The 24,679-nt window shown below is 72.0% G+C and carries 23 protein-coding genes; 15 read left to right on the top strand and 8 right to left on the bottom strand.

The window, feature by feature from the left end:
• The first annotated feature begins 41 nt into the window (after positions 1-41).
• Complete coding sequence (locus OG990_RS27935) at positions 42-1,400, top strand: FAD-binding oxidoreductase (protein ID WP_328422511.1); 1,359 nt, start codon at positions 42-44, stop codon at positions 1,398-1,400.
• Positions 1,401-1,436: 36 nt separating this feature from the next.
• On the opposite strand, the gene OG990_RS27930 is transcribed toward OG990_RS27935, so the two are convergent.
• Positions 1,437-1,868 carry a hypothetical protein gene (locus OG990_RS27930; protein WP_406077656.1) on the bottom strand — a complete coding sequence of 144 codons (432 nt, stop codon included), beginning with the start codon at positions 1,866-1,868 and terminating at the stop codon, positions 1,437-1,439.
• 48 nt (positions 1,869-1,916) lie between these two features.
• A complete protein-coding gene (locus OG990_RS27925) occupies positions 1,917-3,992 on the bottom strand; it encodes a SpoIIE family protein phosphatase (RefSeq protein ID WP_328422514.1) in 2,076 nt (691 codons plus the stop codon).
• Positions 3,993-4,296: 304 nt separating this feature from the next.
• On the opposite strand from OG990_RS27925, the gene OG990_RS27920 reads away from it, so the two are divergent.
• A complete protein-coding gene (locus OG990_RS27920; protein ID WP_406081908.1) occupies positions 4,297-8,664 on the top strand; it encodes a HAMP domain-containing protein in 4,368 nt (1,455 codons plus the stop codon).
• A complete protein-coding gene (locus tag OG990_RS27915) occupies positions 8,661-9,215 on the top strand; it encodes a response regulator (protein ID WP_355600738.1) in 555 nt (184 codons plus the stop codon). Before OG990_RS27920 ends, OG990_RS27915 begins: the two co-directional genes overlap by 4 nt.
• 72 nt (positions 9,216-9,287) lie before the next feature.
• On the opposite strand, the gene OG990_RS27910 is transcribed toward OG990_RS27915, so the two are convergent.
• A complete protein-coding gene (locus OG990_RS27910) occupies positions 9,288-9,623 on the bottom strand; it encodes an STAS domain-containing protein (protein WP_088951070.1) in 336 nt (111 codons plus the stop codon).
• 164 nt (positions 9,624-9,787) lie between these two features.
• Here OG990_RS27910 and hemL point away from each other — a divergent pair, with 164 nt between their 5' ends.
• Genes hemL through ccsB form a run of 6 tightly spaced genes read left to right on the top strand, consistent with a single transcriptional unit; the run spans position 9,788 to position 15,837 of the window.
• A complete protein-coding gene (hemL, locus tag OG990_RS27905) occupies positions 9,788-11,125 on the top strand; it encodes a glutamate-1-semialdehyde 2,1-aminomutase (protein WP_406077655.1) in 1,338 nt (445 codons plus the stop codon).
• Positions 11,126-11,131: 6 nt separating this feature from the next.
• A complete protein-coding gene (locus OG990_RS27900) occupies positions 11,132-11,779 on the top strand; it encodes a histidine phosphatase family protein (protein WP_328422521.1) in 648 nt (215 codons plus the stop codon).
• The gene (locus OG990_RS27895) at positions 11,779-12,345 is read left to right on the top strand and encodes a TlpA disulfide reductase family protein (RefSeq protein ID WP_355600734.1); all 567 of its coding nucleotides are present in this window, start codon (positions 11,779-11,781) and stop codon (positions 12,343-12,345) included. The genes OG990_RS27900 and OG990_RS27895 overlap by 1 nt, the downstream gene beginning before the upstream one ends.
• The gene (locus OG990_RS27890; protein ID WP_406077654.1) at positions 12,345-13,199 is read left to right on the top strand and encodes a cytochrome c biogenesis CcdA family protein; all 855 of its coding nucleotides are present in this window, start codon (positions 12,345-12,347) and stop codon (positions 13,197-13,199) included. Before OG990_RS27895 ends, OG990_RS27890 begins: the two co-directional genes overlap by 1 nt.
• Entirely contained in the window at positions 13,199-14,854 is a 1,656-nt protein-coding gene (locus OG990_RS27885) for a cytochrome c biogenesis protein ResB (protein WP_406077653.1), read from the top strand. Before OG990_RS27890 ends, OG990_RS27885 begins: the two co-directional genes overlap by 1 nt.
• Positions 14,854-15,837 carry a c-type cytochrome biogenesis protein CcsB gene (gene ccsB / locus OG990_RS27880; protein WP_406077652.1) on the top strand — a complete coding sequence of 328 codons (984 nt, stop codon included), beginning with the start codon at positions 14,854-14,856 and terminating at the stop codon, positions 15,835-15,837. Before OG990_RS27885 ends, ccsB begins: the two co-directional genes overlap by 1 nt.
• 20 nt (positions 15,838-15,857) lie before the next feature.
• Here ccsB and OG990_RS27875 read toward each other — a convergent pair whose 3' ends face one another.
• Both OG990_RS27875 and OG990_RS27870 read right to left on the bottom strand, forming a co-directional pair.
• A complete protein-coding gene (locus OG990_RS27875; RefSeq protein ID WP_386985788.1) occupies positions 15,858-16,073 on the bottom strand; it encodes a hypothetical protein in 216 nt (71 codons plus the stop codon).
• 152 nt (positions 16,074-16,225) lie between these two features.
• Positions 16,226-16,702 (bottom strand): MarR family winged helix-turn-helix transcriptional regulator, encoded by a 477-nt coding sequence (locus tag OG990_RS27870; protein WP_406077651.1) that lies wholly within the window; start codon positions 16,700-16,702, stop codon positions 16,226-16,228.
• Between the two features lie 100 nt (positions 16,703-16,802).
• Here OG990_RS27870 and OG990_RS27865 point away from each other — a divergent pair, with 100 nt between their 5' ends.
• Positions 16,803-17,357, top strand: a complete 555-nt coding sequence (locus tag OG990_RS27865) for a carboxymuconolactone decarboxylase family protein (RefSeq protein WP_406077650.1) — start codon at positions 16,803-16,805, stop codon at positions 17,355-17,357.
• A gap of 36 nt (positions 17,358-17,393) precedes the next feature.
• On the opposite strand, the gene OG990_RS27860 is transcribed toward OG990_RS27865, so the two are convergent.
• Complete coding sequence (locus OG990_RS27860; RefSeq protein ID WP_406077649.1) at positions 17,394-18,209, bottom strand: alpha/beta fold hydrolase; 816 nt, start codon at positions 18,207-18,209, stop codon at positions 17,394-17,396.
• A 221-nt stretch (positions 18,210-18,430) separates the two neighbouring features.
• Here OG990_RS27860 and OG990_RS27855 point away from each other — a divergent pair, with 221 nt between their 5' ends.
• Positions 18,431-19,888 carry a menaquinone biosynthesis decarboxylase gene (locus OG990_RS27855; protein ID WP_406077648.1) on the top strand — a complete coding sequence of 486 codons (1,458 nt, stop codon included), beginning with the start codon at positions 18,431-18,433 and terminating at the stop codon, positions 19,886-19,888.
• Positions 19,888-20,799: a menaquinone biosynthesis prenyltransferase MqnP gene (mqnP, locus tag OG990_RS27850; protein ID WP_328422541.1), complete on the top strand. Its 912-nt coding sequence runs from the start codon at positions 19,888-19,890 to the stop codon at positions 20,797-20,799. Before OG990_RS27855 ends, mqnP begins: the two co-directional genes overlap by 1 nt.
• A 55-nt stretch (positions 20,800-20,854) precedes the next feature.
• Here mqnP and OG990_RS27845 read toward each other — a convergent pair whose 3' ends face one another.
• Positions 20,855-21,844: a terpene synthase family protein gene (locus tag OG990_RS27845; RefSeq protein WP_406077647.1), complete on the bottom strand. Its 990-nt coding sequence runs from the start codon at positions 21,842-21,844 to the stop codon at positions 20,855-20,857.
• Between the two features lie 153 nt (positions 21,845-21,997).
• Here OG990_RS27845 and OG990_RS27840 point away from each other — a divergent pair, with 153 nt between their 5' ends.
• Positions 21,998-22,627, top strand: coding sequence for a UbiX family flavin prenyltransferase (locus OG990_RS27840; RefSeq protein ID WP_355600714.1), 630 nt, complete (start codon positions 21,998-22,000; stop codon positions 22,625-22,627).
• Between the two features lie 100 nt (positions 22,628-22,727).
• Here OG990_RS27840 and OG990_RS27835 read toward each other — a convergent pair whose 3' ends face one another.
• The gene (locus tag OG990_RS27835) at positions 22,728-22,994 is read right to left on the bottom strand and encodes a BldC family transcriptional regulator (protein ID WP_328422546.1); all 267 of its coding nucleotides are present in this window, start codon (positions 22,992-22,994) and stop codon (positions 22,728-22,730) included.
• A gap of 269 nt (positions 22,995-23,263) precedes the next feature.
• Between OG990_RS27835 and OG990_RS27830 the strand changes: the two genes are divergently transcribed.
• Positions 23,264-23,722 (top strand): Lrp/AsnC family transcriptional regulator, encoded by a 459-nt coding sequence (locus tag OG990_RS27830; RefSeq protein ID WP_328422547.1) that lies wholly within the window; start codon positions 23,264-23,266, stop codon positions 23,720-23,722.
• A gap of 115 nt (positions 23,723-23,837) precedes the next feature.
• Positions 23,838-24,668 (top strand): SDR family NAD(P)-dependent oxidoreductase, encoded by an 831-nt coding sequence (locus tag OG990_RS27825; protein WP_386985773.1) that lies wholly within the window; start codon positions 23,838-23,840, stop codon positions 24,666-24,668.
• Positions 24,669-24,679: the final 11 nt, after the last annotated feature.

Below are 24,679 nucleotides of genomic sequence, written 5' to 3'. Positions count from 1 at the left end.
AGTCGCCACCACGCCATTCGAACACATGTACGATGACCGGCATGGCGGCAGCAGCGAGTTCCCTCGGCCGGTCCGGAGCCCTCGAGATCACCCGGCGGTTGACGGCGATCTGCGGTCCGCCGTTCGCCCGGCTCGCCGGGCCGGCCGACGAGGTGGCCGGGCGGCCGGCCCGCTGGGTGGCGGTGCCGGGTGGTCCGCACGCCGCGGCCGAGGTGCTGCGGCTGGCCGCCGCGCACGACCTGGCGGTGGTCCCGCGCGGTGCCGGCACGAAGATCGACTGGGGTGCCACCCCCGTGCAGGTCGACATCATGCTCGACACCGGTCGGCTGGCCGGCATCGGTCACGAGCCGGTCGGCGCGCCGGTGGCCGAGGTGGGCGCCGGCACCCCGCTGCGAGCGGTGCAGGCCACGCTGGAGCGCACCGGGCAGCGGCTGGCCATGGACGCCCCGTCGCCGGGCGCGACCCTGGGCGGGGTGCTCGCCGCCGGTGAGGCGGGCCCTCTGCGGCACCGCCACGGCAGCCCGTGCGACCAGCTCCTCGGCGTCCGCTACCTGGGCGCCGACGGCGAGCTGGTCAGCGCCGGCGGCGGCGCGCCCGGGCTCGACCTGGCGCGGCTGCTCTGCGGCTCGCAGGGCGCGCTCGGTGTGCTGGTCTCGGCGAGCATGCGGGTGCAGTCGGTGCCGGCCAGTCGGCTCTGGGTGTCCCGGCCGGTGTGGACGCCGCTGGAGGTGCACGACCTGGTCCGGGCGATCCTCGCCGCCCGGCTGGAGCCGGCGGCCATCGAGCTCGATCTGCCGGCCGGAGCGCCCCGGCCCCGCTCGCCGTACCCGTCCGGCCACCCGGCCGCCACCGCCCGGGAGCGCCACCCCTCGATGTCCGGGCGGGCCAGCGCCCCGTCCCGGGCGGGCAGCCTGGTGGTGCTGCTGGAGGGCGGTCCGGCCGACGTCACGGAGCGGGCCGAGCGCCTGGTCGGCATGCTGCACGGGGAGGCCACCGTCACGCACTCCGCGCCGCCGTGGTGGCGCCGCTACCCGTTCGCACCCGGCGACACGGCGCTGCGCCTGGAGGTGCCGATCAGCGACCTGCACGCCGCTGTCTACGCGCTGCGCGACGCGGCCGGCACCCCGGTGCCGGTGCGGGGTTCCGCCGGGCTGGGCGTGGTGCACGCGGCGCTGCCCGGCGCACTGCCCCCCGACCGGGTGGCATCCATCCTGGCCGCCGTCCGGGGGGTCCTGCTGGCCCGGCAGGGCCGCTGCGTGGTGGTCTCCGCCCCCGCGCCGGTGCGGCAGGCCGTTGACCTCTGGGGTGAGCTGGCCGGCCTGGCCCGGCTGCGGTCCGCCAAGGAGCACCTCGACCCGGAGCATCGACTCGCCCCCGGCCGCCTCCCCGGCGGCCTGTGACGGGGCTCCGCCACCGCCACCGCTACCGGTGCTCGGTCAGTCCAGCCACCACCGGTGCATGTCCAGCAGCGGCGGGGTGAACCGGGCCGCGAGCACCAGCAACGTGACAGCCGCACCGGCCAGCAGCAGCGTCCGGGTCATCCGGGGCAGGGCGTCCCGTTCCCGCGCGGCCACGGCCACCGCGACGATTGCCAGCGGCAGCCCGAGCGATGCGCCCACCAGGTAGAGCATCCCCACCACGGCGTAGAGCCAGAGGAACGGGTTCGCACCGTGCATCCCGAACGGGATCAGCTCCTTGGGGTCGTACGCGCCGGTCAGCATCTCGGCCGGGCCGACGTCGGCGGCTGCCATCCGGCCCAGGTAGAGCAGCAGCACCGTGAGGAACGCTCCGACGGTCGCCAACTGCCCGGCGATCAGCGCCCGGACCGCTGGCCGGGAGTACGGCGTGGCCTGCGCGACACTGGACATGACCGTCAATCTACCGAGCCGACCGGGACCCGGTGCGACGAGCGGCGGTCAGCGCGCGTCGTTGCGGAGGACCAGGATGGCGATGTCGTCCCGGGGCGGCTCGACCGAGAAGTTGATCGCGGCGGCGCGCAGCCGGGCCGCCACCACGTCGGCCGAGTACCCGCCCAGTGGCGCGGCCGCGTCACGTAGCCGGTCGGTGCCGAACAGCTCCCGGCCGCGTCGCCGCTCGGTGACCCCGTCGGTGTAGAAGATCAGGGAGTCACCCGGGGCGAGCGTGATCTCCGCCGTCGGCGAGGTGATCGTGTCGAGCAGGCCCAGCGCGGTGCCTCCGGTGCCGACGAACCCGGCGCCACCCGCAGCGGCCAGTAGCACCGGCCGGTCATGCCCGGCAAGGTGCAGCGAAACGTCCAGCTGGTCGCCGTCGCCCTGGGCGACCGCCGCCAGTGCCAGGGTGCAGTACCGGCCGCCGCCCCGCTCGACCAGCGTCTCGTTGAGCCGGGCCAGCGCCTCCGGCAGCGGCTTGCCGTCACCGACCAGCACCCGGATGACGTCCCGGACCAGCCCGGTGACCGCGGCCGCCTGGACGCCCTTGCCCGAGACGTCCCCGATCACCACCAGCCAGCGCCCGTCGGGCAGCGGCAGCACGTCGTAGAAGTCGCCGCCCACCTCGGCGTCGTCGCCGGTGGGGACGTACTCGGCGGCGAAGCCGATCCCGTCCACCAGTGGCAGCACCGGCGGCAGCAGGGACTGCTGGAGCGTCTGTGCCACCCGGCGACGCTCGGCGTGGATGCGGGCGTTCTCGATGGCCAGAGCGGCCCGCCGGGCCACGTCCTCCAGCACGGCCACCTCGTCCGGGTCGTGCCGGTGTCGCTGGTGCCGCCCCACGGCCAGGGTGCCGAGCCGCTGCCCGCGTGCGATCAACGGGACCGCGAAGCCCTCCATCGGCCCGCCGAGCGGAATCTGCGCCGCGCTGCGGGACGCCTCACGCAGCCGGGCCTGGATCGAGTCCGGGCCGGTCTCGGCCAGCACCTTGTGCAACTGCGGCAGCACCGACTCGTCGGCGTGGCTGGCCGCCGCCAACCGGAGCCGGCCCCACTCGTCGGTGGTGTGCACCGCGCACCACTGGCCGAGACGGGGCACTACCAGGTGCGGGATCAGTGCCATGGTCAGCTCGACGTCCAGCGACTGGGCCAGCAGTTCGCTCGCCTCGGCCAGGAAGGTCAGCCACGCCTGCCGGCGGACGTCGGCCCGACGTAGCCGGTCGTTCTCCAGGTGCAGCGACAGCCGCTCGGCGGTGAGCACCGCCAGCGGCCGGGCGTACGCCGACGGTGCGGCGTCCAGCTCCAGCTCCCCGGCGTACGGGCGGTGCACCGTCAGCGGCACCCGGAGCAGTTCACTGTCGTCGCGGGGTTGTCGGCCGAAGCGGGCCAGCACCTGGCGACCCTGCCCGTCGCCCCGGTCCAGACGGATCATGCCGCCGGCCGCGCCCACCATCTCGGCGACCCGGCTGAGCAGGCTGTTGGCGAAGTCGGGCAGCGGGTCGTCCGCGTAGATGTCGGGGGCGGTCTGCATGAGTTCGCTCATCGCGCCGGCGCTCGGCGCGGAGCCGTCGGTGGCGGCCCCCGGGCCGGAACTGGCCGGCATCGACTCGCCGCCCGCGCTGGCCCCGGCCGGCGGGTCGGCGCCGGGGCGGTTCAGCCGGAACCAGACGCCCTTCCCGGTGGGCAGGTACGTGGTGCCCCAGCGGCTGGCGAAGTGGTCGACCAGCAGCAGGCCCCGACCCCGCTCGGAGACCTCGTTGATCTCGGTGGCGTCGTTGCGGGTGCCGACGGTCAGCTCGTCGCCCGTACCGGGCGCGAAGTCGGAGACGGTCACGGACAGCCCGATCTCGTCCGCGACGACCTCGATGTCCAGTTCGGTGCCGGCGTGCTCGACGGCGTTGGTGGTCAGCTCCGTGGTGAGCAGCAGCGCCTCGTTGGCCAGCTCGTCCAGGGCCGCCTCGGTCAGCACCGAGCGGACCACCGCGCGGGCGGCGGCCGGCGTACGACGGTCAGCGGGCAGGCGGACACGCCGGACCGCCCCGTTCCGGGCCCCGGCCGTCGCGGGCCCCGCCTCGGCTGACACCCCCGTATCCTCCACCGTCCCCCCGCCGGGTGCCAAGCCGATCGACCATCGCGTGGGCCAGGTCGCCAGCCGGTCCCGTTCCGCTCTCCGCCCGGCTGCGACCATCCGCCCGCCGTGGCCGGGGTCCCGGCACCCGGGCGAGGTGTCCGACCGGACGCGCCCGCTCGGCCCACATAGAGCGGATCGGGTGGTCCAGCGGGGCCAATCGGCGGGTCGCGCACCCTGGCACTGCGGCGGACCCGGGCACAATATGGAATGCCGGCGTGTGCGCACGGGCCGGCGCCCCCGAGTTGAGCGAGGAATGATGACCACGGCGAAGCAGTCGGTGGCGGATCCGTCCGCACCCGACCACGAGGCGCTCCTCGGTGAGTTGACCGAGGCGCTGCGACGGGTCCGTCGCGGCGACCTGAAGGTTCGGCTACCCCGCCGCGCGGGCAAGGGCGGCGAGGTGGCGGACGCCTTCAACGAGGTGGTCTCGCTCCAGGAGCGGCAGTACCTGGACCTGCGGCGGATCAGCCGGATCGTCGGTCGGGACGGCCGGCTCACCGAGCGACTCGACGACGAGGGGCTGGACGGCTCCTGGGCGGAGGGGCAGCGGGCGATCAACTCGCTGATCGACGATCTGGGTCGGCCGACCACGGAGATCGCCCGGGTCATCGTGGCGGTCGCGGACGGCGATCTGTCCCAGCACATGGCGCTGGAGATCGACGGCCGACCGCTGCGCGGTGAGTACCTGCGCATTGGGCGCACGGTGAACACCATGGTCGACCAGCTCTCGTCGTTCTCGAACGAGGTGACCCGGGTCGCGCGCGAGGTGGGCACCGAGGGCAAGCTGGGTGGCCAGGCCGACGTCCGGGGCGTCGCCGGCACCTGGAAGGACCTCACCGACTCGGTGAACACCATGGCGTCGAACCTCACCTACCAGGTGCGGTCGATCTCCCAGGTGTCCACGGCGGTGGCCAAGGGTGACCTGTCCCAGAAGATCACCGTGTCGGCCAAGGGTGAGGTCGCCGAGCTGGCGCACACCATCAACTACCTCACTGACACGCTGCGGCTCTTCGCCGAGCAGGTGACCCGGGTGGCCCGCGAGGTGGGTACCGAGGGCAAGCTGGGCGGCCAGGCCGAGGTGCCGAACGTGGCCGGCACCTGGAAGGACCTGACCGACAGCGTCAACTCGATGGCGTCGAACCTGACCGCCCAGGTGCGCAACATCGCCCAGGTCTCCACGGCGGTGGCTCGCGGTGACCTGTCGCAGAAAATCACGGTGGCGGCGCAGGGCGAGATCCTGGAGCTGAAGGACACCGTCAACACGATGGTGGACCAGCTGTCGTCGTTCGCCGACGAGGTGACCCGGGTGGCCCGTGAGGTGGGCATCGAGGGCAAGCTCGGCGGCCAGGCCCAGGTGCGTGGGGTCTCCGGCACCTGGCGTGACCTCACCGAGAACGTCAACCAGTTGGCCGGCAACCTGACCAGCCAGGTCCGCAACATCTCCCAGGTCTCCACGGCGGTGGCGAAGGGTGACCTGTCGCAGAAGATCACGGTGGACGCCCAGGGCGAGATCCTGGAGCTGAAGTCGACGGTGAACACGATGGTGGATCAGCTGTCGTCGTTCGCCGACGAGGTGACGCGGGTGGCCCGTGAGGTGGGCACCGAGGGCAACCTGGGTGGTCAGGCGCAGGTGCGCGGCGTCTCGGGCACCTGGCGGGACCTGACCGACAACGTGAACTCGATGGCGTCGAACCTGACGAGCCAGGTTCGCAACATCGCCTCGGTGACCACGGCGGTGGCGAAGGGTGACCTGTCGCAGAAGATCACGGTGGATGCTCGTGGCGAGATCCTGGAGCTGAAGTCGACGGTGAACACGATGGTGGACCAGTTGTCGTCGTTCGCCGACGAGGTGACCCGGGTGGCCCGTGAGGTGGGCACCGAGGGCAAGCTCGGCGGCCAGGCCCAGGTACGCGGCGTGGCCGGCACCTGGCGGGACCTGACCGACAACGTGAACTCGATGGCGTCGAACCTCACCGCCCAGGTGCGGAACATCGCCCAGGTTTCCACGGCGGTGGCGAAGGGTGACCTGTCGCAGAAGATCACGGTGGACGCTCGGGGCGAGATCCTGGAGCTGAAGTCCACCGTCAACACGATGGTCGACCAGTTGTCGTCGTTCGCCGACGAGGTGACCCGGGTGGCCCGTGAGGTGGGCACCGAGGGCAAGCTCGGTGGTCAGGCGCAGGTCAAGGGCGTCTCGGGCACCTGGCGGGACCTGACCGACAACGTGAACTCGATGGCGTCGAACCTGACCGGCCAGGTCCGCAACATCGCCTCGGTGACGACCGCCGTGGCGAAGGGTGACCTGAGCCAGAAGATCACCGTGGACGCGCAGGGCGAGATCCTGGAGCTGAAGTCCACGGTGAACACGATGGTCGACCAGTTGTCGTCGTTCGCCGACGAGGTGACCCGGGTGGCCCGCGAGGTCGGCATCGAGGGCAAGTTGGGCGGTCAGGCGCAGGTCAAGGGCGTCTCCGGCACCTGGCGTGACCTCACGGAAAACGTCAACCAGCTCGCCTCGACCCTGACCACCCAGCTGCGGGCCATCGCGCAGGTGTCCACGTCGGTGACCCGGGGTGACCTGACCCAGCGGATCGCGGTCAAGGCGCAGGGCGAGGTCGCCGAGCTGAAGGACAACATCAACCAGATGATCGTCACCCTCCGGGAGACGACCAAGAAGAACGCCGAGCAGGGCTGGCTTGACTCCAACCTGGCCCGGATCGGCGGCCTGTTGCAGGGCCAGCGGGATCTGGGCGAGGTCTGCCGAATGATCATGACGGAGGTGACCCCGCTGGTCGACGCCCAGCTCGGCGCCTTCTTCCTGGCCGACGACGCCGACGGCAGCATGCGACTGAAGCTGACCTCCTCCTACGGGTACGTGGCGCGGGGGCACGACGTCACCTTCGGGCCGGGTGAGGGGCTGGTCGGGCAGACCGCCCTCTCCCGCCGGACGATCCGGGTCAGCGCATCCCCGAACAGCCGGCTCACCCTGCGCTCCGGCCTGGCCGAGACGCCCCCGTCCGACCTGGTGGTACTCCCCGTGCTGTTCGAGGGGGAGCTGCTCGGGGTGATCGAGTTCGCCAGCGTGGCGGCCTTCTCCGAGCTGCACCTGGCGTTCCTGGAGCGGCTGGTGCTCACCATCGGCATCGCGGTCAACACCATCCAGGCCAACCGTCGTACCGAGGAGTTGCTGGCCCAGTCGCAGCGGCTGGCGCACGAGCTCCAGGAGCAGTCGGCGGAGTTGCAGCGCACCAACGCCGAGCTGGAGGAGAAGGCCACCCTGCTCTCTGAGCAGAAGGGCAACATCGAGACGAAGAACCGGGAGATCGAGCTGGCCCGGCTCGGCCTGGAGGAGAAGGCGCAGCAGCTCACTCGGGCCTCGGCGTACAAGTCGGAGTTCCTGGCCAACATGAGCCATGAGCTGCGGACGCCGCTGAACTCGCTGCTGCTGCTGGCCCGGCTGCTGGCGGAGAACTCGGAGCAGAACCTCAACCCGAAGCAGATCGAGTTCGCCCGGACCATCCACAGCGCCGGCTCGGACCTGCTCTCGCTGATCGACGACATCCTGGACCTGTCCAAGATCGAGGCGGGTCGGATGGACGTCGAGCCGACCGAGATCCGGTTCGCGGAGATCCGCGGCTACGTCGAGCAGGCGTTCGCGCCGCAGGCCGAGGAGAAGAACCTGGACTTCCAGGTACGGGTGAGCAAGGACCTGCCACCGGCGCTGGTCACGGACGCGCAGCGGTTGCAGCAGATTCTGCGCAACCTGCTCTCCAACGCGGTGAAGTTCACCGACAACGGTGCGGTGACGCTGCGAATCGCCCCAGCGGCGGAGAACGCGGTCTTCGACGTGCCGGCGCTGACCAACGCCCAGCAGGTGATCGCGTTCACCGTGATCGACACCGGGATCGGCGTCTCCGACGACAAGCTGTCGATCATCTTCGAGGCGTTCCAGCAGGCGGACGGGACCACCAGCCGCCGCTACGGCGGCACCGGCCTGGGCCTGTCGATCAGCCGTGACCTGGCTCGGTTGATCGGGGGCACGATCACCGTGTCGTCGGCGCCCGGGCAGGGGTCGACCTTCACCCTGTTCGTGCCGCAGGTGCTGGCCCCGGACGCCGTGGTCGCGCCCCAGGCGCCGTCCCCGCAGCGCGCCGGTCTGCCGTCGTCGCTGCTGATGCCGCCGCTGGAGCTGTTTCCCGAGCGGCCGGAGGCGCCGGCCACCCGCCAGCTGGACGGGTCCACGGTGCTGATCGTGGACGATGACGTGCGTAACGTCTTCGCCCTGACCAGCGCCTTGGAGTTGCACGGGATGACCGTGCTGTACTCGGACAACGGCGTGGACGGTGTCCGCCTGTTGGCCGAGCACCCGGAGGTGGACATCGTGCTGATGGACGCCATGATGCCCGACCAGGACGGGTACGAGACCACCCGCCAGATCCGCCGCAACCACCGGTTCGCCGACCTACCGGTCGTCTTCCTGACCGCGAAGGCGATGCCGGGCGACCGCGAGTCCGCACTCGCGGCCGGGGGCAGCGACTACATCACCAAGCCGGTCGACCTGGACGACCTGATCGAACTGATGTCGTCCTGGATCAGCGGCAGCCGGACCGAGGAGACTTCGTGACCCAGATGGCCAAGGCGCTGCTCGTCGACGACCGGCGGGAGAATTTGATGGCACTGGAGGCGATCCTCCAGGGCCTGCCGGTCCAGTCCGTGGCGGTGGAGAGCGGCGAGGCGGCGCTCAAGCAGCTGCTGGTGGACGACTTCGCGGTGATCCTGCTGGACGCACAGATGCCGGACATGGACGGCTTCGAGACGGCCAGCCACATCAAGCGCCGGGAGCGGACCCGGCACGTGCCGATCATCTTCCTCACCGCCGCCGACCGGGACGCCCAGCTCGCCCTGCGCGGGTACCAGGTGGGCGCGGTGGACTACCTGACCAAGCCGTTCGACCCGTGGGTGCTGCGGGCCAAGGTGTCGGTCTTCGTCGAGCTGTGGGTGAAGACCCGGCAGTTGGCTGCCCAGTCGGACCTGGTGCGGGAGCGCGACACGCAGTGGCGGCGGCTCACCGACGCGGTCGACGAGGCGGTCACCCTGCTCCGCTCCGACGAGCCGGAGGCTCGGGACCGGGCGGTGGAGCTGCTCGAACAGGCCCGCTGGGGCAACACCTCCTGACGGAGGGGCGGGCGCTCAGCCCTCGCCGGGCGGAGCAGGGTGGCCGCCCGGCGGGCCTGCCAGCGACTGGGCCTAGCCGGTGGGTTGGTCGTTGCGGATCATCAGGGCGCTGCGGAGGCCGGTGATGTCCAGGACGCGGATCAGGAAATCACCCACGTGAGTGAGCATCAGCAGGCTCTGCGCGTGGCTGGCCTTGCGGCTGAGCACGACCAGGGTGCCCAGGCCCTGTGAGTCGCAGAAGGTGACGCCGCCGAGGTCGAGCACGATCTTCGGCGGCGGGTCGGCCAGCACCTCGTTGACCACGGTGGAGAGCTGCGCGGCCGTGAGCATGTCGATCTCACCGGCCAGGCGCAGCACTGCTTCGTCGCCCGTCCGGTGTAGCGTGATGGACAGTTCGGCACGATCCACCCGGTCAGCCTAGCGCGATCCGGACGACCCGGCCTGTCGAGGCCGCGAGGCGCTCCGGCCGCCGTGTCGGCCCCGTTGACGGGCGCCGGAGGCGGGTGAGCCGGGTAACCCCGGTCCGGGGTGGCTGCGGCCTGACCGTTCGGCGCTGACACAATGGCGGCATCGTGACCGAGACATTCTCTGCCGGATCCGGCCGCTACCCGGCCGACGCGCCGGCCTCCGAGGCCCTGTTCGCCCGCGCCCGCGCCATCGTGCCGGGCGGGGTGAACTCCCCCGTGCGCGCCTTCCAGGCGGTCGGCGGCACCCCGCGCTTCATGGTTCGCGGCGAGGGTCCGTGGCTGCACGACGCCGACGGCCGCCGCTACGTCGACCTGGTCTGCTCCTGGGGTCCGCTGGTCCTCGGGCACGCCCACCCGGAGGTGGTGGACGCCGTACAGGCCGCCGCCGCCCGGGGCACCAGCTTTGGCACCCCCACCCCCGGTGAGGTGGAGTTGGCCACCGAGATCGTCGACCGGACCCCGGTGGAGCAGGTTCGGCTGGTCAACTCCGGCACCGAGGCGACCATGTCGGCGATCCGACTGGCCCGTGGCTTCACCGGTCGCTCCAAGATCGTCAAGTTCGCCGGCTGCTACCACGGGCACGTCGACGCCCTGCTCGCCTCCGCCGGGTCCGGGGTGGCCACCCTGGGCCTGCCCGACTCGCCCGGCGTCACCGGCGCGGCGGCCAGCGAGACCATCGTGCTGCCGTACAACGACGTCAGGGCGGTCGAGGAGGCCTTCGCCGCCGAAGGCCAGCACATCGCCGCGGTGATCACCGAGGCCGCCGCCGGCAACATGGGCGTGGTCGCCCCCCGCGACGGCTTCAACCAGCAGCTAGCCCGGATCGCGCACGCGCACGGCGCGCTGCTCGTGGTCGACGAGGTGATGACCGGCTTCCGGGTCTCCCGCGCCGGCTGGCACGGCCTCGACCCCTCCGACGCCGACCTGTGGACGTACGGCAAGGTCATGGGTGGTGGGCTGCCCGCCGCCGCGTTCGGCGGGCGCGCCGAGATCATGGCCCGGCTCGCCCCGGCCGGCCCGGTCTACCAGGCCGGCACGCTCTCCGGTAACCCGCTCGCCTGCGCCGCCGGCCTGGCCACTCTGCGGCTGGCCGACGACGAGTTGTACCGCCGCCTCGACGAGACGGCCACCGTCGTGGGCAAGCTCGCCGCCGACGCGTTGGCCGCCGCCGGGGTCCCGCACCGGCTGTCGTACGCGGGCAGCATGTTCTCGATTTTCTTCACCGACGCCGACGTGGTCGACTACGACAGCGCCCGCACCCAGCACGTGCCGGCGTTCAAGGCGTTCTTCCACGCGATGCTCGCCGCCGGCGTGTACCTGCCGCCGAGCGCGTTCGAGTCGTGGTTCGTGTCGGCGGCGATCGACGACGCCGCTCTGGAGCAGATCGCCGCCGCGCTGCCGACGGCGGCGAACGCGGCGGCAGCGGCGGGTCACGGGGGGTAACGAGCGGTGAGCAAGACGGTGGTCCACGTGCTCCGGCACGGCGAGGTGTACAACCCCGACCAGATCCTCTACGGCCGGCTGCCCGGTTTCCGCCTCTCCGAGCTGGGTGTGCAGATGGCCAAGGCCGCCGCACAGGGGCTGGCGGAGCGGGAGGTCGTGCACGTGGTGGCCAGCCCGCTGGAGCGCGCCCAGCAGACCGCCGAGCCGATCGCCGCCCAGTTCGGGCTGTCGGTCGGGGTGGACGAGCGGCTGATCGAGAGCGCCAACTGGTTCGAGGGCAAGAAGGTGTCCCCGGGCGACGGGTCGTTCCGCGACCCGCGCAACTGGTGGGTGCTGCGCGACCCGGTGACGCCGTCCTGGGGCGAGGCGTACCGGGTCATCGCCGAGCGGATGTTCGCCGCCGTGCACGCCGCCCGGGTCGCCGCCGAGGGGCGCGAGGCGGTGCTGGTCTCGCACCAGTTGCCGATCTGGACGCTGCGCCGGTACGTCGAGCGCAAGCGGCTCTGGCACGACCCGCGCAAGCGGCAGTGCGGGCTGGCCAGCCTCACCTCGTTCCACTTCGACGGCGCCAAGGTGGTCGGCATCGGCTACAACGAGCCGGCCGCGCACCTGATCGCCCTCTCCGCGACCGCCCGGACGGCCAAGGGGGCCTGATGAACGCCCGGAGGTGGACCGCGGGTCTGCTCGCCACCGTCGCCGCGGTGGCGCTGGTCGGCTGCACCTCGCAGGGCCGGGAGAAGACCTGCACGACCACCTCCGACGGTGTCATCGAGTGCGCACCGGACCAGCGCTCGGCACCGCCCGCGATCAGCGGTGAGCTGCTCACCGGCGGCAACTACGACGTCAGCCAGGCCCGTGGCCAGGTGGTGGTGCTCAACTTCTGGGGTTCCTGGTGCGCGCCCTGTCGCGCCGAGGCGGACGACCTGGAGGGCACCTACCAGGCCACCAAGGCCTCCGGGGTGACCTTCCTCGGCATCAACGTCCAGGACCAGCGGGACAAGGCCAAGGCGTTCGAGGAGGGCCGGGTCACCTATCCGAGCCTGTTCGACCCGCCGAGCAAACTGGCGCTCGCCCTGGACATCCCACCGAACAGCATTCCGGCGACCGTGGTGCTCGACCGGGAGGGCCGGATCGCCACGGTGATCCGGGCAGCGGTCAAGCAGGAGGGCCTGCAACCGATCGTCGAGCGGATCGCCGCCGAGCAGGCGGCGTCTCGCTGATGGGCGAGACCTTCAAGGAGTTGGCCACGAGCGGGCCGCTGCTGCTCGCCATCGGCGCGGCGGCGCTCGCCGGCCTGGTCAGCTTCCTCTCCCCGTGCGTGCTCCCGCTGGTCCCCGGCTACCTCTCGTACGTCACCGGCCTCGCCGGCGCCGACCTGGAGGGCCGCCGTCCGGCGGCCGACCCCGCGCCGGCCGACCCCGCGCCGGCCGACCCCGCGCCGGCCGAGGCCACTGGCGGTGTCGCCGTCCGGGAGCGGACCGCCACGGCCGCGGCCGTCAAGGGTCGGGTGCTCGCCGGGACGCTGCTCTTCATCGCCGGCTTCACCGTCGTCTTCGTCGCCACCGCGATCCTGTTCGCCAGCATCGGCCGGGTCTTCTTCGAGTACGAGCGGCAGCTGGAGATCGCCATCGGCGCGCTGATCATCGTGCTCGGGCTGGGCTATCTCGGGCTGATCCCGGCCCTGCAACGAGAGTTCCGGATCTCCCGTCTGCCCTCCGCCGGGCTGCTCGGCGCCCCGGTCTTCGGCGCGGTCTTCGCGCTCAGCTGGGTGCCCTGCACCGGCCCCACGCTCGGCGCGGTGATGGGCATGGCCACCGCGAGCGGCCAGAGCGACCGTGCGGTCGTGCTCGCCGTGGCGTACTGCCTCGGGCTGGGGATACCGTTCATCGTCTTCGGGCTGGGCTTCCAGCGCCTGCTCGGGGTCTTCCGCGCCGTCCGGCGCAACAGCCGCTGGGTCACCCGGGTCGGCGGCGCCCTACTCATCCTGATCGGCCTCGCGCTGGTCACCGGCGGATGGCAGAGCTTCGTGATCTGGTTGCAGACCACCGTCGGGGTGGGCGAGGTGAGCATCTGATGACCGCCCTGGACGACCGGCCGGAGACCGCGGCCCCGGCGCCCCGGCGCCGGCCCAACCGGCTGCTGGCCCTGCTGCGCAACTCGTGGCGGCAGCTGACCAGCATGCGTACGGCGCTGATCCTGCTCTTCCTGCTCGCCGTCGCCGCCATCCCCGGCTCGGTGCTGCCGCAGCGCGGGATCAGCCCGGAGAGGGTCAACGAGTACTTCACCGAGCACCCGGACCTGGCCCCTCGGCTGGACCGGATCGGCGCGTTCGAGGTCTTCGGCTCGGTCTGGTTCTCCGCGATCTACCTGCTGCTGTTCACCTCCCTGATCGGCTGCATCACGCCCCGGCTGCGCGACCACGTCCGGGCGCTCCGGTCCCGGCCGCCGGCCGCGCCGAAGCGGCTGCAGCGGCTGCCGCAGCACGCGGTGCTGCCCGCCCCGGCCGGCGGCGCGGCGGCGGTCGCCGAGGTGCTGCGCGGCCGGCGCTGGCGGGTGGAGGTCCGCGGTGACGAGGTCTCCGCCGAGAAGGGGTACCTCAAGGAGACCGGCAACCTGCTCTTCCACACCTCGCTGATCGCCGTGCTGATCGGCGTCGCGCTCGGCTCGTGGTACGGCTGGAGCGGCAATCGGCTGCTGGTGGCGGGTGCCGACAACGCGTTCTGCAACACCCGGCAGCAGTACGCCGAGGCGAAGCTCGGCCCCCAGGTGGACAGCGAGGACCTGCCCCGTTTCTGTCTGCGGCTGGACGACTTCCAGGCCCGGTTCCTGGCCTCCGGCCAGCCGGAGTTCTTCGACGCCACGGTCACTGTCGACGGCCCCGACGAGCCGACCCGCAGCGCCAACTTCTCGGTGAACTCGCCACTGCGGCTGGGCGACGCGAACGTCTACCTGCTCGGCCACGGGTACGCCCCGGTCATCCGCTACACCGACCGGTTCGGCCGCACCCAGGTCAGCGACGAGCCGTTCCTGACCACCGGCGACATGGGCCTGACCAGCGAGGGGCTGGCGGCCTTCCCGGACGCGAACGTCGACCCGCGCACCGGGCAGCGCGCACCGGATGAGCAGATGGCGTTCACCGGCATCTACCTGCCCACGGCGCCGCAGCAGGCACCGTTCGTCAGCTCGCAGTACCCGACCGAGCGCAACCCGGCGCTGAACCTGGTCGCCTACCGGGGCAACCTCGGTTTGGACGCCGGCATCCCGGGCTCGATCTACCAGCTCGACCAGCGGCAGGTGCGGACCGGCAAGGTCAAGGAGGTCGGCACCAAGCTGCTCAAGAAGGGCGAGACCTGGACGCTGGACGACGGCAGCAAGGTCGAGTTCCTCGGCACCGAGCGGTACGTCACCCTCTCCGTCCGGCACGATCCCGGCTCGACGATCCTGCTGATCAGCTGCGGGTTCCTGCTGGTCGGGTTGATGGGCTCGCTGTTCGGGCGGCGCCGCCGGGTGTTCTTCCGGGTGATGCCGGCCGACCCGGCGGACGGATCTCCGACGGGCGGTAGTAGCTTGATGGAGGCCGGTGGCTTGCCGCGCACCGACTATCCAGGGTTCGCCGACGAGTTCGCCCAGCTCGTCGCCGCAGTCAGCGGTGACGAACGGGCGGCCGAGCGGGCGGCAACGGATGCTGACTCCAGCGGCCGGGCCGGTGTGCGAGAAGGGACCGAGTGATGTCCGCGCTCTCCGACAATCTGGTGACCTTCGCGATCCTGGTGTACCTGGTCGCGATGATCTGCCACGCCGTGGAGTACGCGCTGGGCAACGCGCGTACCTCGGTCGCCGCTGCGGCTCCGGCTCCTGAGCTGGTCGGCGCTGGCGTCGGCGGAGGCGGCGGTGTCGTCCCGACGTCGTCCGCGCCGGTCCCGGTGTCGGCCGCAGCCGACCGCTCGGCGCGGCGCGCCCGGATCGCCAGCCTGGCCGCGGTGGGCGCCACCGCGCTCGCCGCCGTGCTGCACCTCGCGGCGCTGGTCACTCGCGGCATCGCGGCCGACCGGATGCCCTGGGGCAACATGTACGAGTTCGTGCTCACGGTGACGTTCATCGGGGTCGCGGCCTGGCTCGTGGTGCTCTGGAAGCGGCCCTCGCTGCGCAAGCTCGGGCTGTTCCTCACCCTGGTGATGGTGTTGCTGGTGGCCACCGCCGAGTTGGTGCTGTACGTGCCGATCGTGCCGCTGGTGCCGGCGCTGAACTCGTACTGGTTCGTCATCCACGTCTCGACCATCGTCTTCGCGTCCGGCATTCTGCTGTTGGGCGCCGTGCCGGCGGTCGGCTACCTGATGCGCTCCGGGTACGAGCAGGGCAAGCGGAGATTCCCGTACACCCTCGCCAAGCGGTTGCCGGCGGCCGCTGGTCTGGAGCGGCTGACCTTCACGCTGCACGCCTTCGCCTTCCCGATCTTCACCTTCGCGGTGATCGCCGGTGCGATCTGGGCCGAGGCGGCCTGGGGGCGGCCGTGGGGCTGGGACCCGAAGGAGACCTGGGCCTTCATCTCCTGGGTCGTGTACGCCGGCTACCTGCACGCCCGGGCCACGCCCAGCGTGAAGCGCAACGTGGCCACCTGGATCGCCGTGCTCGGCTTCCTCACCGTCCTGATGAACCTGTTCGGCGTGAACATCTTCTTCACCGGCCTGCACTCGTACGGTGGCCTGGACTGATCCTCGGGTAGCCCGACGTCCTACCCGTCGGATCCCGGCGACCGGGGTCGCCAGCCGCGCAGTGTCCGGTCCACCTGCACGGTGACCTGGTAGGCCACCTCCGGCAGGTCGGCCAGTTCGATCCGTTCGGCGCGCAGCGCCAGTTGGGCGTGCAGTTCCCGGGCGACGGCGTCGCGCACCTCGACCAGCAGGGGCGACAACCCGTCCGGGTCGCCGACGACGTAGGCATCCGACATGCCTTCCAGGCTGCGCGCCGGCGGGCGAGGCACGCCAGTGCCGGTGAGATTTGTCCGCGCGGCTTGACCCACTCCAGGTCGGCGATGTCGCGGTGTTTCGCGCCGCCATCACCGCCACGTCGGCAACATGGTGTCGATCAACCCGGGTGCGGTCACCCGCCGAACCACCCTGGCACGTCGAGCCGGAACCAGTTGGCGGCGGCCATCGTCCGCAGGTCGTCCTCCAGGGCGTCGACCCGCTCCGGGCCGAGGGTGTCGGCCCACTGCTCGCGCAACCGGTCGAAGATCTCCGCCGAGCGGCGCAACCCGTCGGCACCGCGCGGGGTCATCATGACCAGCCGGCGGCGGGCGTCCTGGGGGTCGTCGACCCGGGCGAGGTAGCCGACGGCGACCAGCCGGTCGACCGTCTTGCCGGCTGCCTGCTTGGAGATGCCCAACCGCTGGCCCAGTTCGGTGGCGGTGGTGCCGTCCGCCCCGACCGCCTGGAGCACGAAGCCGTGCAGCGGTCGCAGCTCCGGATGGCCCTGCCGGGCCAGCTCGGCGTGCAGGTCGTCGATCAGCGTCCGGAAACCGGCCAGGAGCAGCAGCGGCAGCTGGAAGCCGGGCCGGGCGGGTTCAGTGGTTGCCATGTTCGACAACCACGTTTACTATTTCGTCAACCACGTTGACTATCTTACCGGGCTCCGGGCGACGTGGCACTCCCGACTCCGCTGCCGAAAGCAGGTAACCGTGTCCGTCTTCACCGCGCACACCGCCGAGACCGCCCCCGTCGCCGCCCGTCCGACCGTCGAGGCGGTAAGCCGCCGGTTCGGCTGGTTGCCCGCCCCGGTGGCGCTGATGGCCGACTCGCCGCAGTTGCTCGCCGGCTTCCTCACCGCCAACGCGGGCTTCGAACAGACCGCCCTCGAACCGCTGGAACGGGAGGTGGTCGTCCTCGCCGTCGCCACCACGAACGAGTGCCACGTCTGCGTCGCCCTGCACACCGGCACGCTCACCCGGCTCGGCGCGACCACCGAGCTGATCACCGCGCTGCGTGCCGGCACGGCGCTGCCGGAGCCACGGCTGGAGGCGCTGCGCCAGTTCACCCTGGCCGTACTCGACCATCGAGGTGCGGTGCCCGACGACGTGCTGGACGACTTCCTGACCGCCGGCTATCAGCCCCGGCACGCGCTGGACGTGGTGCTCGGCGTTGGCACGTACACCATCTCCACCTTCGCCAACCGGCTCACCCGCGCGCCGCTCGACCCGCCGCTGGCCGCCCACGCCTGGGAGCCGGCCGCCTGACGGCCGCCGCCGGTGGTCGGCCGGCGGCGGAGCCGGTCAACCATCGGCCGCCACCCGGTCGAGCCACTCGCCCAGCAGCGCGTCGAACAGCCCGGGCTGCTCGATCTGGAGGTTGTGGCCGGCGACGTCGAGCACCGCGAACGTCGCCCGCGGGTAGTGCGGCAGCAGCACGAACTGGTCGAGGTAGCCGGTGACGTGGTCCTGGCGCCCGGTGAGGATCAGGGTCGGCCGGGTGAACGGCGCGCCGTCCTCGGGATCCTCGCTGAGGGTCCACCGCTGCCGGATGCGCGCCATCGCCGTGGTGTCCGCGACGTCGAGGCCGGTCAGGATCTCCTCGCGGAACCGGCGCAGCGTCTCCGGGGTCTGCACGACGGAGATGTCCGTGAACTCGGCGGCGGTCCGGGCGTCGGTCGAGGCGAGCAGGTCGGGGTCGGGGCGCAGCACCTGCCGCTGCGGCACGGTGCGATCCGCGTTCTCCACCGCAGTGCCGGTGGGGCAGACCAGCGCCAGGCCGCGCACCTGGTCGGGGCGGGACCGGGCGATGGCGCGGGCGAGATAGCCGCCGTACGACTCGCCGACGAGCAGGAACGGTGCGTCGCCGAGGACGTCGTCCACGAAGTCCTGCACGGCGGCGAGCACATCGTCCGAGCTGGCGATCTCGGGCGGGCACGGCGACTCGCCCATGCCGGGCAGGTCCGGGTAGAGCCGTCGGTAGCCGGTCCGCCCGGCGAAGACCGGCTCGAGGCAACCGAGCATCAGCCGGTGGTCAGGTGTCCAACCGTGCAGGGCCAGCACCGGGGTCCCCGTACCGTGCTCGACGAAGTTCAACGTCACCGGCGTGCGGTGCGGCATGGTGTCCCCCTGGTCTGTTGCGACGGCCCACGCATGGTGCCGGTCGGCGCCGACAGATCCGGCCCGGACCGGCGGCTGCTGTGGCGAACCCCACGGGGCCGTCGGCACACAACGGGCGATCCGCCACCGGCGGGCGGTCAGGATGCCTCCGGCCGGGTGACGCCCGCCATCCCCGGACCCGGCCGGGAGGGTTGGGGCGCCAGTGGGGGAGACTGGCGGGTATGGCGCGTGGCTTCCCGTACACCGATCTCAAGGACTTCCTCGCGGCACTGGAGCGCGCGGGGGAGCTGCGACGTGTCGACGTCCCGGTCGACCCCACGCTGGAGATCAGCGAGGTGGTCACCCGGACGGTCCGCGCCGGCGGCCCGGCACTGCTCTTCGAGCGGCCCACCCGGGGCGAGATGCCGGTCGCCGTCAACCTGTTCGGCACCGAGAAGCGGATGGCGATGGCGCTCGGGGTGGAGAACCTCGACGAGATCGGCGCGCGGATCGGCGAGCTGCTCAAGCCGGAGCTGCCGCAGGGCTTCTCGGGCATGATGGGCGGGCTCGGCAAGGTCATGCAGCTCAAGTCGATGCCGCCGAAGAAGGTCAAGACGGCCCCCTGCCAGCAGGTGGTCTACCGCGGCGACGACGTCGACCTCAACCGGTTGCCGGGGCTGCAGGTCTGGCCGGGTGACGGCGGGATCTTCCACAACTTCGGGCTGACCCACACCAAGCACCCGGAGACCGGCAAGCGCAACCTCGGGCTCTACCGGCTCCAGCAGCACTCGCGCAACACCGTCGGCATGCACTGGCAGATCCACAAGAACTCCACGGCGCACCACGCGGTCGCTGAGCGGCTCGGGCAGCGGCTGCCGGTGGCGATCGCCATCGGTGCCGACCCTGCGGTCGCCTACTCGGCCAGCGCGCCACTGCCGGCCGACATCGACGAATACCTCTTCGCCGGTTTCCTGAGCGGCGAGCGGGTCGAGATGGTCGACTGCCTGACCGTGCCGCTGCAGGTGCCGGCGCACGCGCAGATCGTCCTCGAGGGCTACATCGAGCCGGGCGAGCGGCTGCCGGAGGGCCCGTTCGGCGACCACACCGGCTTCTACACGCCGGTGGAGCCGTTCCCGGTGATGCACATCGAGGCGATGACCATGCAGCGCGACCCGGTCTACCACTCGATCGTCACGTCCCAGCCGCCCCAGGAGGACCACGGTCTCGGCAAGGCCACCGAGCGGATCTTCGCGCCGCTGCTGCGCTTCCTGATTCCGGACATCGTCGACTACGACCTGCCTGCCGCCGGGGTCTTCCACAACTGCGCGATCGTGTCGATCCGCAAGCGGTACCCGAAGCACGCCCAGAAGGTGATGAACGCGATCTGGGGCGCGCACATGATGTCGCTGACCAAGCTGATCGTGATCGTCGACGAGGACTGCGACGTGCACGACTACAACGAGGTGGCCTTCCGCGCCTTCGGCAACGTCGACTACGCGCGCGACCTGCTGCTCACCGAGGGGCCCGTCGACCACCTCGACCACGCGTCGTATCAGCAGTTCTGGGGCGGCAAGGCGGGCGTCGACGCGACCCGCAAGCTGCCCACCGAGGGATACACCCGCGGCTGGCCGGAGGAGATGCGCATGTCGCCGGAGGTCACCTCCCTGGTCGACAAGCGCTGGAAGGAGTACGGCATCTGATGGCGGTCCTCGACGCGCCGGCCGAACGTCCGGGCCGGATCAAGTCCTTCCTCAAGCTCGTCGCGATCGAGCACTCGGTCTTCGCACTGCCGTTCGCGTACCTGTCGGCGCTGACCGCGATGCAGGTCAACGGCGGCCGGGTGCGCTGGATGGACCTGCTGCTGATCACCGTGGCGATGGTCGGGGCGCGGACGTTCGCGATGGCCGCCAACCGGATCCTCGACCGGCGGATCGACGCGCGGAACCCGCGTACCGCCGGCCGTGAGCTGGTCACCGGTGCGGTGAGCGTGCGGACGGCCTGGACCGGCGCGGCCGTCGCACTGGTGGTCTTCCTCGCCGCCGCCGCCCTGCTCAACCCGCTCTGCCTGGTGCTGGCGCCGCTCGCTGTGGTGCCGCTGGTGGTCTACCCGTACGGCAAGCGGTTCACCAACTGGCCGCACGCCATCCTCGCGGTGGCTCAGGCGGTCGGCCCGGTCGGCGCCTGGCTGGCGGTCACCGGCACCCTGGACGGCTCCTGGCCGGCCTGGCTGCTGGGCGCGGCGGTCGGGCTGTGGATCGGCGGCTTCGACCTGATCTACGCCTGCCAGGACACCGAGGTGGACCGGGAGATCGGTGTGCACAGCGTGCCCGCCCGGTACGGGCGGCGCTTCGCGCTGCACGCCTCCACCGTGGCGCACGTGGTGACCTTCGGGCTCTTCGTCTGGTTCGGCGCGCTGATCGGGTTCGGCTGGCTCTGGTGGGTCGGCCTGGCGCTGACCGCGGTCGCCTTCGGCTACCAGCACGTGGTGGTCACCCCGACCGACCTGAGCAAGGTCAACCGGGCGTTCTTCACCGCCAACGGCTTCGTCGGCATCGCGCTGTTCGTCTTCGCCCTGCTCGACCTGGTGATCCGGCTCGACCTGCGGCCCTGATCGGTCCGCATCGCCCGACCTCCGCCCCGACCCGCCGCGGCCCGGGCCGGCGCGGTCAGGGCTGGGACGTGCCGGCGGGCTCGGGATGCTCTGTGGGGTAGCGCCCGCTCTCCAGCGTCCACTCGATGGTGCCGCGTACCGCGTCGGCCACCCCGTCGAGGTGTTCGGTGACCGCCTCGTCCAGCGCCGGGCCGAACGACGGCACTGTGGCCCGCAGCGCGACGAAGTGGCGCATCGACTCCCGCCAGCGCTCCGCCACCCGGTCGACCGCCGTCGCGGGCGACAGGCCCCACTCGTCCTGCATGGCCAGGACCAGGTTGTGCCCGCCCGCGGTGGCCCGGTCCCGGTCCAGCGAGGCCAGGTCGTTGTACCAGGAGAGCAGGTCGTTGCCAGTGTGGGCGAGCTGGCGCAGCAGCGGGTGGTGGTAGACCGGGTCGGGCAGCGGTCGGCCGCTGACGAACTCCACCAGCGGGTAGGACACGTCCGCCGCCGAGGTGGCCCGACGCAACTCGACGTACTCGGTGACGCCGGGCCGATGGCCGGCCTCCTTGTTGACCGCCTCCCGCCAGGTGCCGTCGAGATGCCGGGCCACCGCGTCGGCGAAGCGCAGTCGCCACCGGGCCGGCATCCGGCGGCGCGGCTCCCGCCAGGCCAGCACCAGTAGCCGTCGGAGCGGACCGGTCAGCCCGGCGTGCCGTGGCCGGGGGCCGTCGTGCAGCAACGCCAGCGTGCCGTTGCGCAGCGCCCGGATCTGGCCCGGGTCGAGCCGGCCCGGCCCGTCGCAGGCGTCGTCGACCAGGAAGAACCAGGTGAACAGGGCGGTCAGCACACGCAGGTCGGCCTCGCTCGCGTCCGGGTAGAGCCGGCCGGCGTACCGGGCGAAGGCACCCCGGGTCAGCCGGTGCAGCGCGGCGTCGTCCAGCGGCAGGCCCAGCTCGGGCAGCAGGCCGAGCAGCCACTCCTGCACCCGGTCGGCGTGCGGCGAGAGCCGGGCCGGGATCGGGCACTCGGCGCGTAGCGTCCAGAGGACCTTGCCGGTCGTCACCGATGCCTCCTGTGCGATCTGCTGCCGGTGCGAATCGCCACCGGCAGCATCTCAGGTCGACGGGATGCACAGGTACCCCCCGGACAACTCGGGCGACCAGCGATCGCGGGGGTGCCCGCCGACGCACGAGCCCGACCAGGCAGGCTGGAAGGCATGCGGGAACCATGGGTGGTCGGAGTCTCCGGGGCCTCCGGCACGCCGTACGCGGCGGCCGTCATCGGCGGGCTGCTCGACGCGGGCGAGGCGGTGGACCTGATCGTGTCCCGGGCGGCGCGGCTGACCCTGCTCGACGAGACCGGGCGGCCGTTCCGCGACGCGCACTGGGCCGAGGACCTCGCCGCCTGGCTCGGCCGGGACCTGACCGGCGCGGACCTGCGGCACTGGCCGGCGGGCGACCTGGCCGCCGGGCCGAGTAGCGGCTCCTACCGGGTACGCGGAATGGCCGTGGTTCCGGCCAGTACGGCTGCCTGCGCCGGCATCGCGATCGGGCTCTCCAAGGACCTGTTGCAGCGTGCTGCCGAGGTCAACCTCAAGGAACGCCGGCCGGTGGTGGTGGTCCCCCGGGAGACGCCGGTGACCCGTAGCCACCTGGAGCACCTGATCGCACTGCACGACGCCGGCGCGGTGGTGCTGCCGGCCAGCCCGGGCTTCTACGGCGCGGGCGCGTCGGCCAGCGCCCAGCAGTTGGTCGACTTCGTGGCCGGCAAGGTGCTGGACGCGCTCGCCGTCCCGCACACCCTGTTCCGACGGTGGTCCGGCCAGCTCGGCGCGGCCCGGAGCTGAGCCGTCCGCTCAGCCCGACCGGTCCTGCGGCCGGACGACTGGTCGTAGTGGGACGCGGACCGGACTGATGCCCGGTCCGCGTGGCGTTGTCCGCACCAGTTCAGTACATGCCGGCGTTGGCCGGACCCGGCCCGGTGGAGGCGGCCGGTCCCACATTGCGTGACTTTCCGACCTCGTCCACCTCGTCCAGCATGCCCTCCCCCTCAAGCAGGGCTCGCACCTCGGATTCCCGAAACCGGCGATGCCCGCCTGGAGTCCGGATGCTTCCTATCCGGCCGGCCGCCGCCCATCTCGTCACAGTCTTCGGGTCCACCCGAAACAGCGCGGCGACCTCACCCGGTGTCAGCAGGCGATCTCCAGTGTCCACAGCCCCCTCCTCGCGTCGACGAAGCCCCTGGCTGAACACACTGCCCCCGGCTGGTGCGAGCCCAGAGCCGTCATGAGGGACGTATGGCAATTACAGCACCAGGGACCTGGCCTGTCCGCCAAACGCGAAAAACGCACTGAGTGGGAAGTTAGTAAATGGTACTGGCGTAACCCCTACCTTCACTGTCTGTTTGTGAACAGTTACTCACTGCTGTGTGCAACGGATGCCGAAGGCGTCGCGTTACGCCCAACCGGTTAAGGTCACTCTCCGTGGACGCCATCGACCTGAGCCTCGTCGACCTGCTGCGCGGCAACGCCCGCCTCTCGTACGCCGAGTTGGCCCGGCAGGTGGGCCTCTCCGCCCCGGCCGTGCACGAACGGGTCGGCAAGCTGGAGAGCAGCGGCGTGATCCGGGGCTACCGCGCGGACGTGGCGCCGGAGGCGATCGGGCTGGGTGTCACCGCGCTCATCGGCATCGTCGAGGACTCGGGCGCGGACAGCGACGACATGCTCGAGTCGCTCCGGGTGCTGCCCGAGATCGAGTCCTGCTACTTCATGGCGGGTGTGGAGTCGTTCCTGCTCAAGGCGCGGGTCGGCACCATCGCCGAGTTGGAGCAGCTGATCGTGCGGCTGAACCGGACGCCCGGGGTCGCCTCCACCCGGACCGCCATCGCGCTCTCCACGAAGTGGGAGAACCGCCCCCAGCCCGTCGGCTCGCCGCCGGCCTGACCCCCGCGTACCGCCCACCCGGCCGTCGGCGTACCCCCGGATCCGGCATCGGTGGTCCGGCAGCGTGGCCGGTCGGCCCTGGTGCCGCCTGCCCGGCCGGCGGTAGCGTGCGCCGATGACCTTGCCGGGACGTGGAGCGGCCGTTGTGACCGGGGCTGCCGGCGGCCTGGGTCGCGCCGTCGCCGCCGCGCTGCACGCCGACGGCTGGTCGGTGCTGCTCACCGACCTCGACCCGGACGCCGTGGCGGCCGCCGCCGCGCCGCTCGGCGGTTGGTCCGCCGCGCTGGACGTCCGGGACGAGGACGCCTGCGCCGAGATCGCGGCGACCGCGGCGAGCCGTGGCGGCCTCGGCCTCTGGGTCAACAACGCTGGCATCCTGGTCACCGGCCCCGCCTGGGAGCACGACGGCCCGACCCGCCGCCGGGTGCTCGACGTGAACGCGCTCGGCGCCATGAACGGCACCCTCGCGGCGCTCGCGGTGATGCGCGGTCAGGGGCACGGCCACGTGCTGAACGTCGTCTCGCTGGCCGGGCTGGTCGCCGCGCCCGGCGAGACGGTGTACGCGGCCAGCAAACACGCGCTGTTGGCGTTCAGCCTCGGCATCCTGTCCGACCTGCGGATGGCCGGTTACCGGCGGGTGCACGTCTCCTGCCTCTGCCCGGACGGCATCTGGACCCCGATGCTGCACGACCGGCTGGACGACCCCGGGGCGCTGGCGTCGTTCACCGGGTCGCTGCTGACCCCGGAGCGGGTGGCCGCCCGGGCGGTCCGACTGGCCCGGCGACCACGCCCGGTGGTCAGCCTGCCGCGCTGGCGGGGAGCGCAGGTCCGGCTGCTGGACACCCTGCCCCGGCTGGCCGTGGCGCTGACCCCACTCGTCCAGGCCGTCGGCCGGGCCGGACAGCGCCGCCAGTCGCGCCGGGCCACCCCGCCGGACCGGAGCTGACCAGCTGGCGG

The sequence above is a fragment of the Micromonospora sp. NBC_00858 genome, from assembly GCF_045207365.1.
Taxonomy (GTDB): domain Bacteria; phylum Actinomycetota; class Actinomycetes; order Mycobacteriales; family Micromonosporaceae; genus Micromonospora.
Note: the sequence above shows the minus strand (reverse complement) of the source record. Positions and strands in the feature narration are given on the sequence as shown.

Excerpts from the sequence above, each read along its gene's own strand:
- mqnP (WP_328422541.1), top strand. The coding sequence starts at position 19,888 with ATGGCGGTCCTCGACGCGCCGGCCGAACGTCCGGGCCGGATCAAGTCC.
- OG990_RS27855 (WP_406077648.1), top strand. The coding sequence starts at position 18,431 with ATGGCGCGTGGCTTCCCGTACACCGATCTCAAGGACTTCCTCGCGGCA.
- OG990_RS27875 (WP_386985788.1), bottom strand. The coding sequence starts at position 16,073 with ATGTCGGATGCCTACGTCGTCGGCGACCCGGACGGGTTGTCGCCCCTG.
- ccsB (WP_406077652.1), top strand. The coding sequence starts at position 14,854 with ATGTCCGCGCTCTCCGACAATCTGGTGACCTTCGCGATCCTGGTGTAC.
- OG990_RS27870 (WP_406077651.1), bottom strand. The coding sequence starts at position 16,702 with ATGGCAACCACTGAACCCGCCCGGCCCGGCTTCCAGCTGCCGCTGCTG.
- OG990_RS27930 (WP_406077656.1), bottom strand. The coding sequence starts at position 1,868 with ATGTCCAGTGTCGCGCAGGCCACGCCGTACTCCCGGCCAGCGGTCCGG.
- OG990_RS27885 (WP_406077653.1), top strand. The coding sequence starts at position 13,199 with ATGACCGCCCTGGACGACCGGCCGGAGACCGCGGCCCCGGCGCCCCGG.
- OG990_RS27840 (WP_355600714.1), top strand. The coding sequence starts at position 21,998 with ATGCGGGAACCATGGGTGGTCGGAGTCTCCGGGGCCTCCGGCACGCCG.
- OG990_RS27920 (WP_406081908.1), top strand. The coding sequence starts at position 4,297 with ATGACCACGGCGAAGCAGTCGGTGGCGGATCCGTCCGCACCCGACCAC.
- OG990_RS27895 (WP_355600734.1), top strand. The coding sequence starts at position 11,779 with ATGAACGCCCGGAGGTGGACCGCGGGTCTGCTCGCCACCGTCGCCGCG.
- OG990_RS27825 (WP_386985773.1), top strand. The coding sequence starts at position 23,838 with ATGACCTTGCCGGGACGTGGAGCGGCCGTTGTGACCGGGGCTGCCGGC.
- OG990_RS27935 (WP_328422511.1), top strand. The coding sequence starts at position 42 with ATGGCGGCAGCAGCGAGTTCCCTCGGCCGGTCCGGAGCCCTCGAGATC.
- OG990_RS27860 (WP_406077649.1), bottom strand. The coding sequence starts at position 18,209 with ATGCCGCACCGCACGCCGGTGACGTTGAACTTCGTCGAGCACGGTACG.
- OG990_RS27890 (WP_406077654.1), top strand. The coding sequence starts at position 12,345 with ATGGGCGAGACCTTCAAGGAGTTGGCCACGAGCGGGCCGCTGCTGCTC.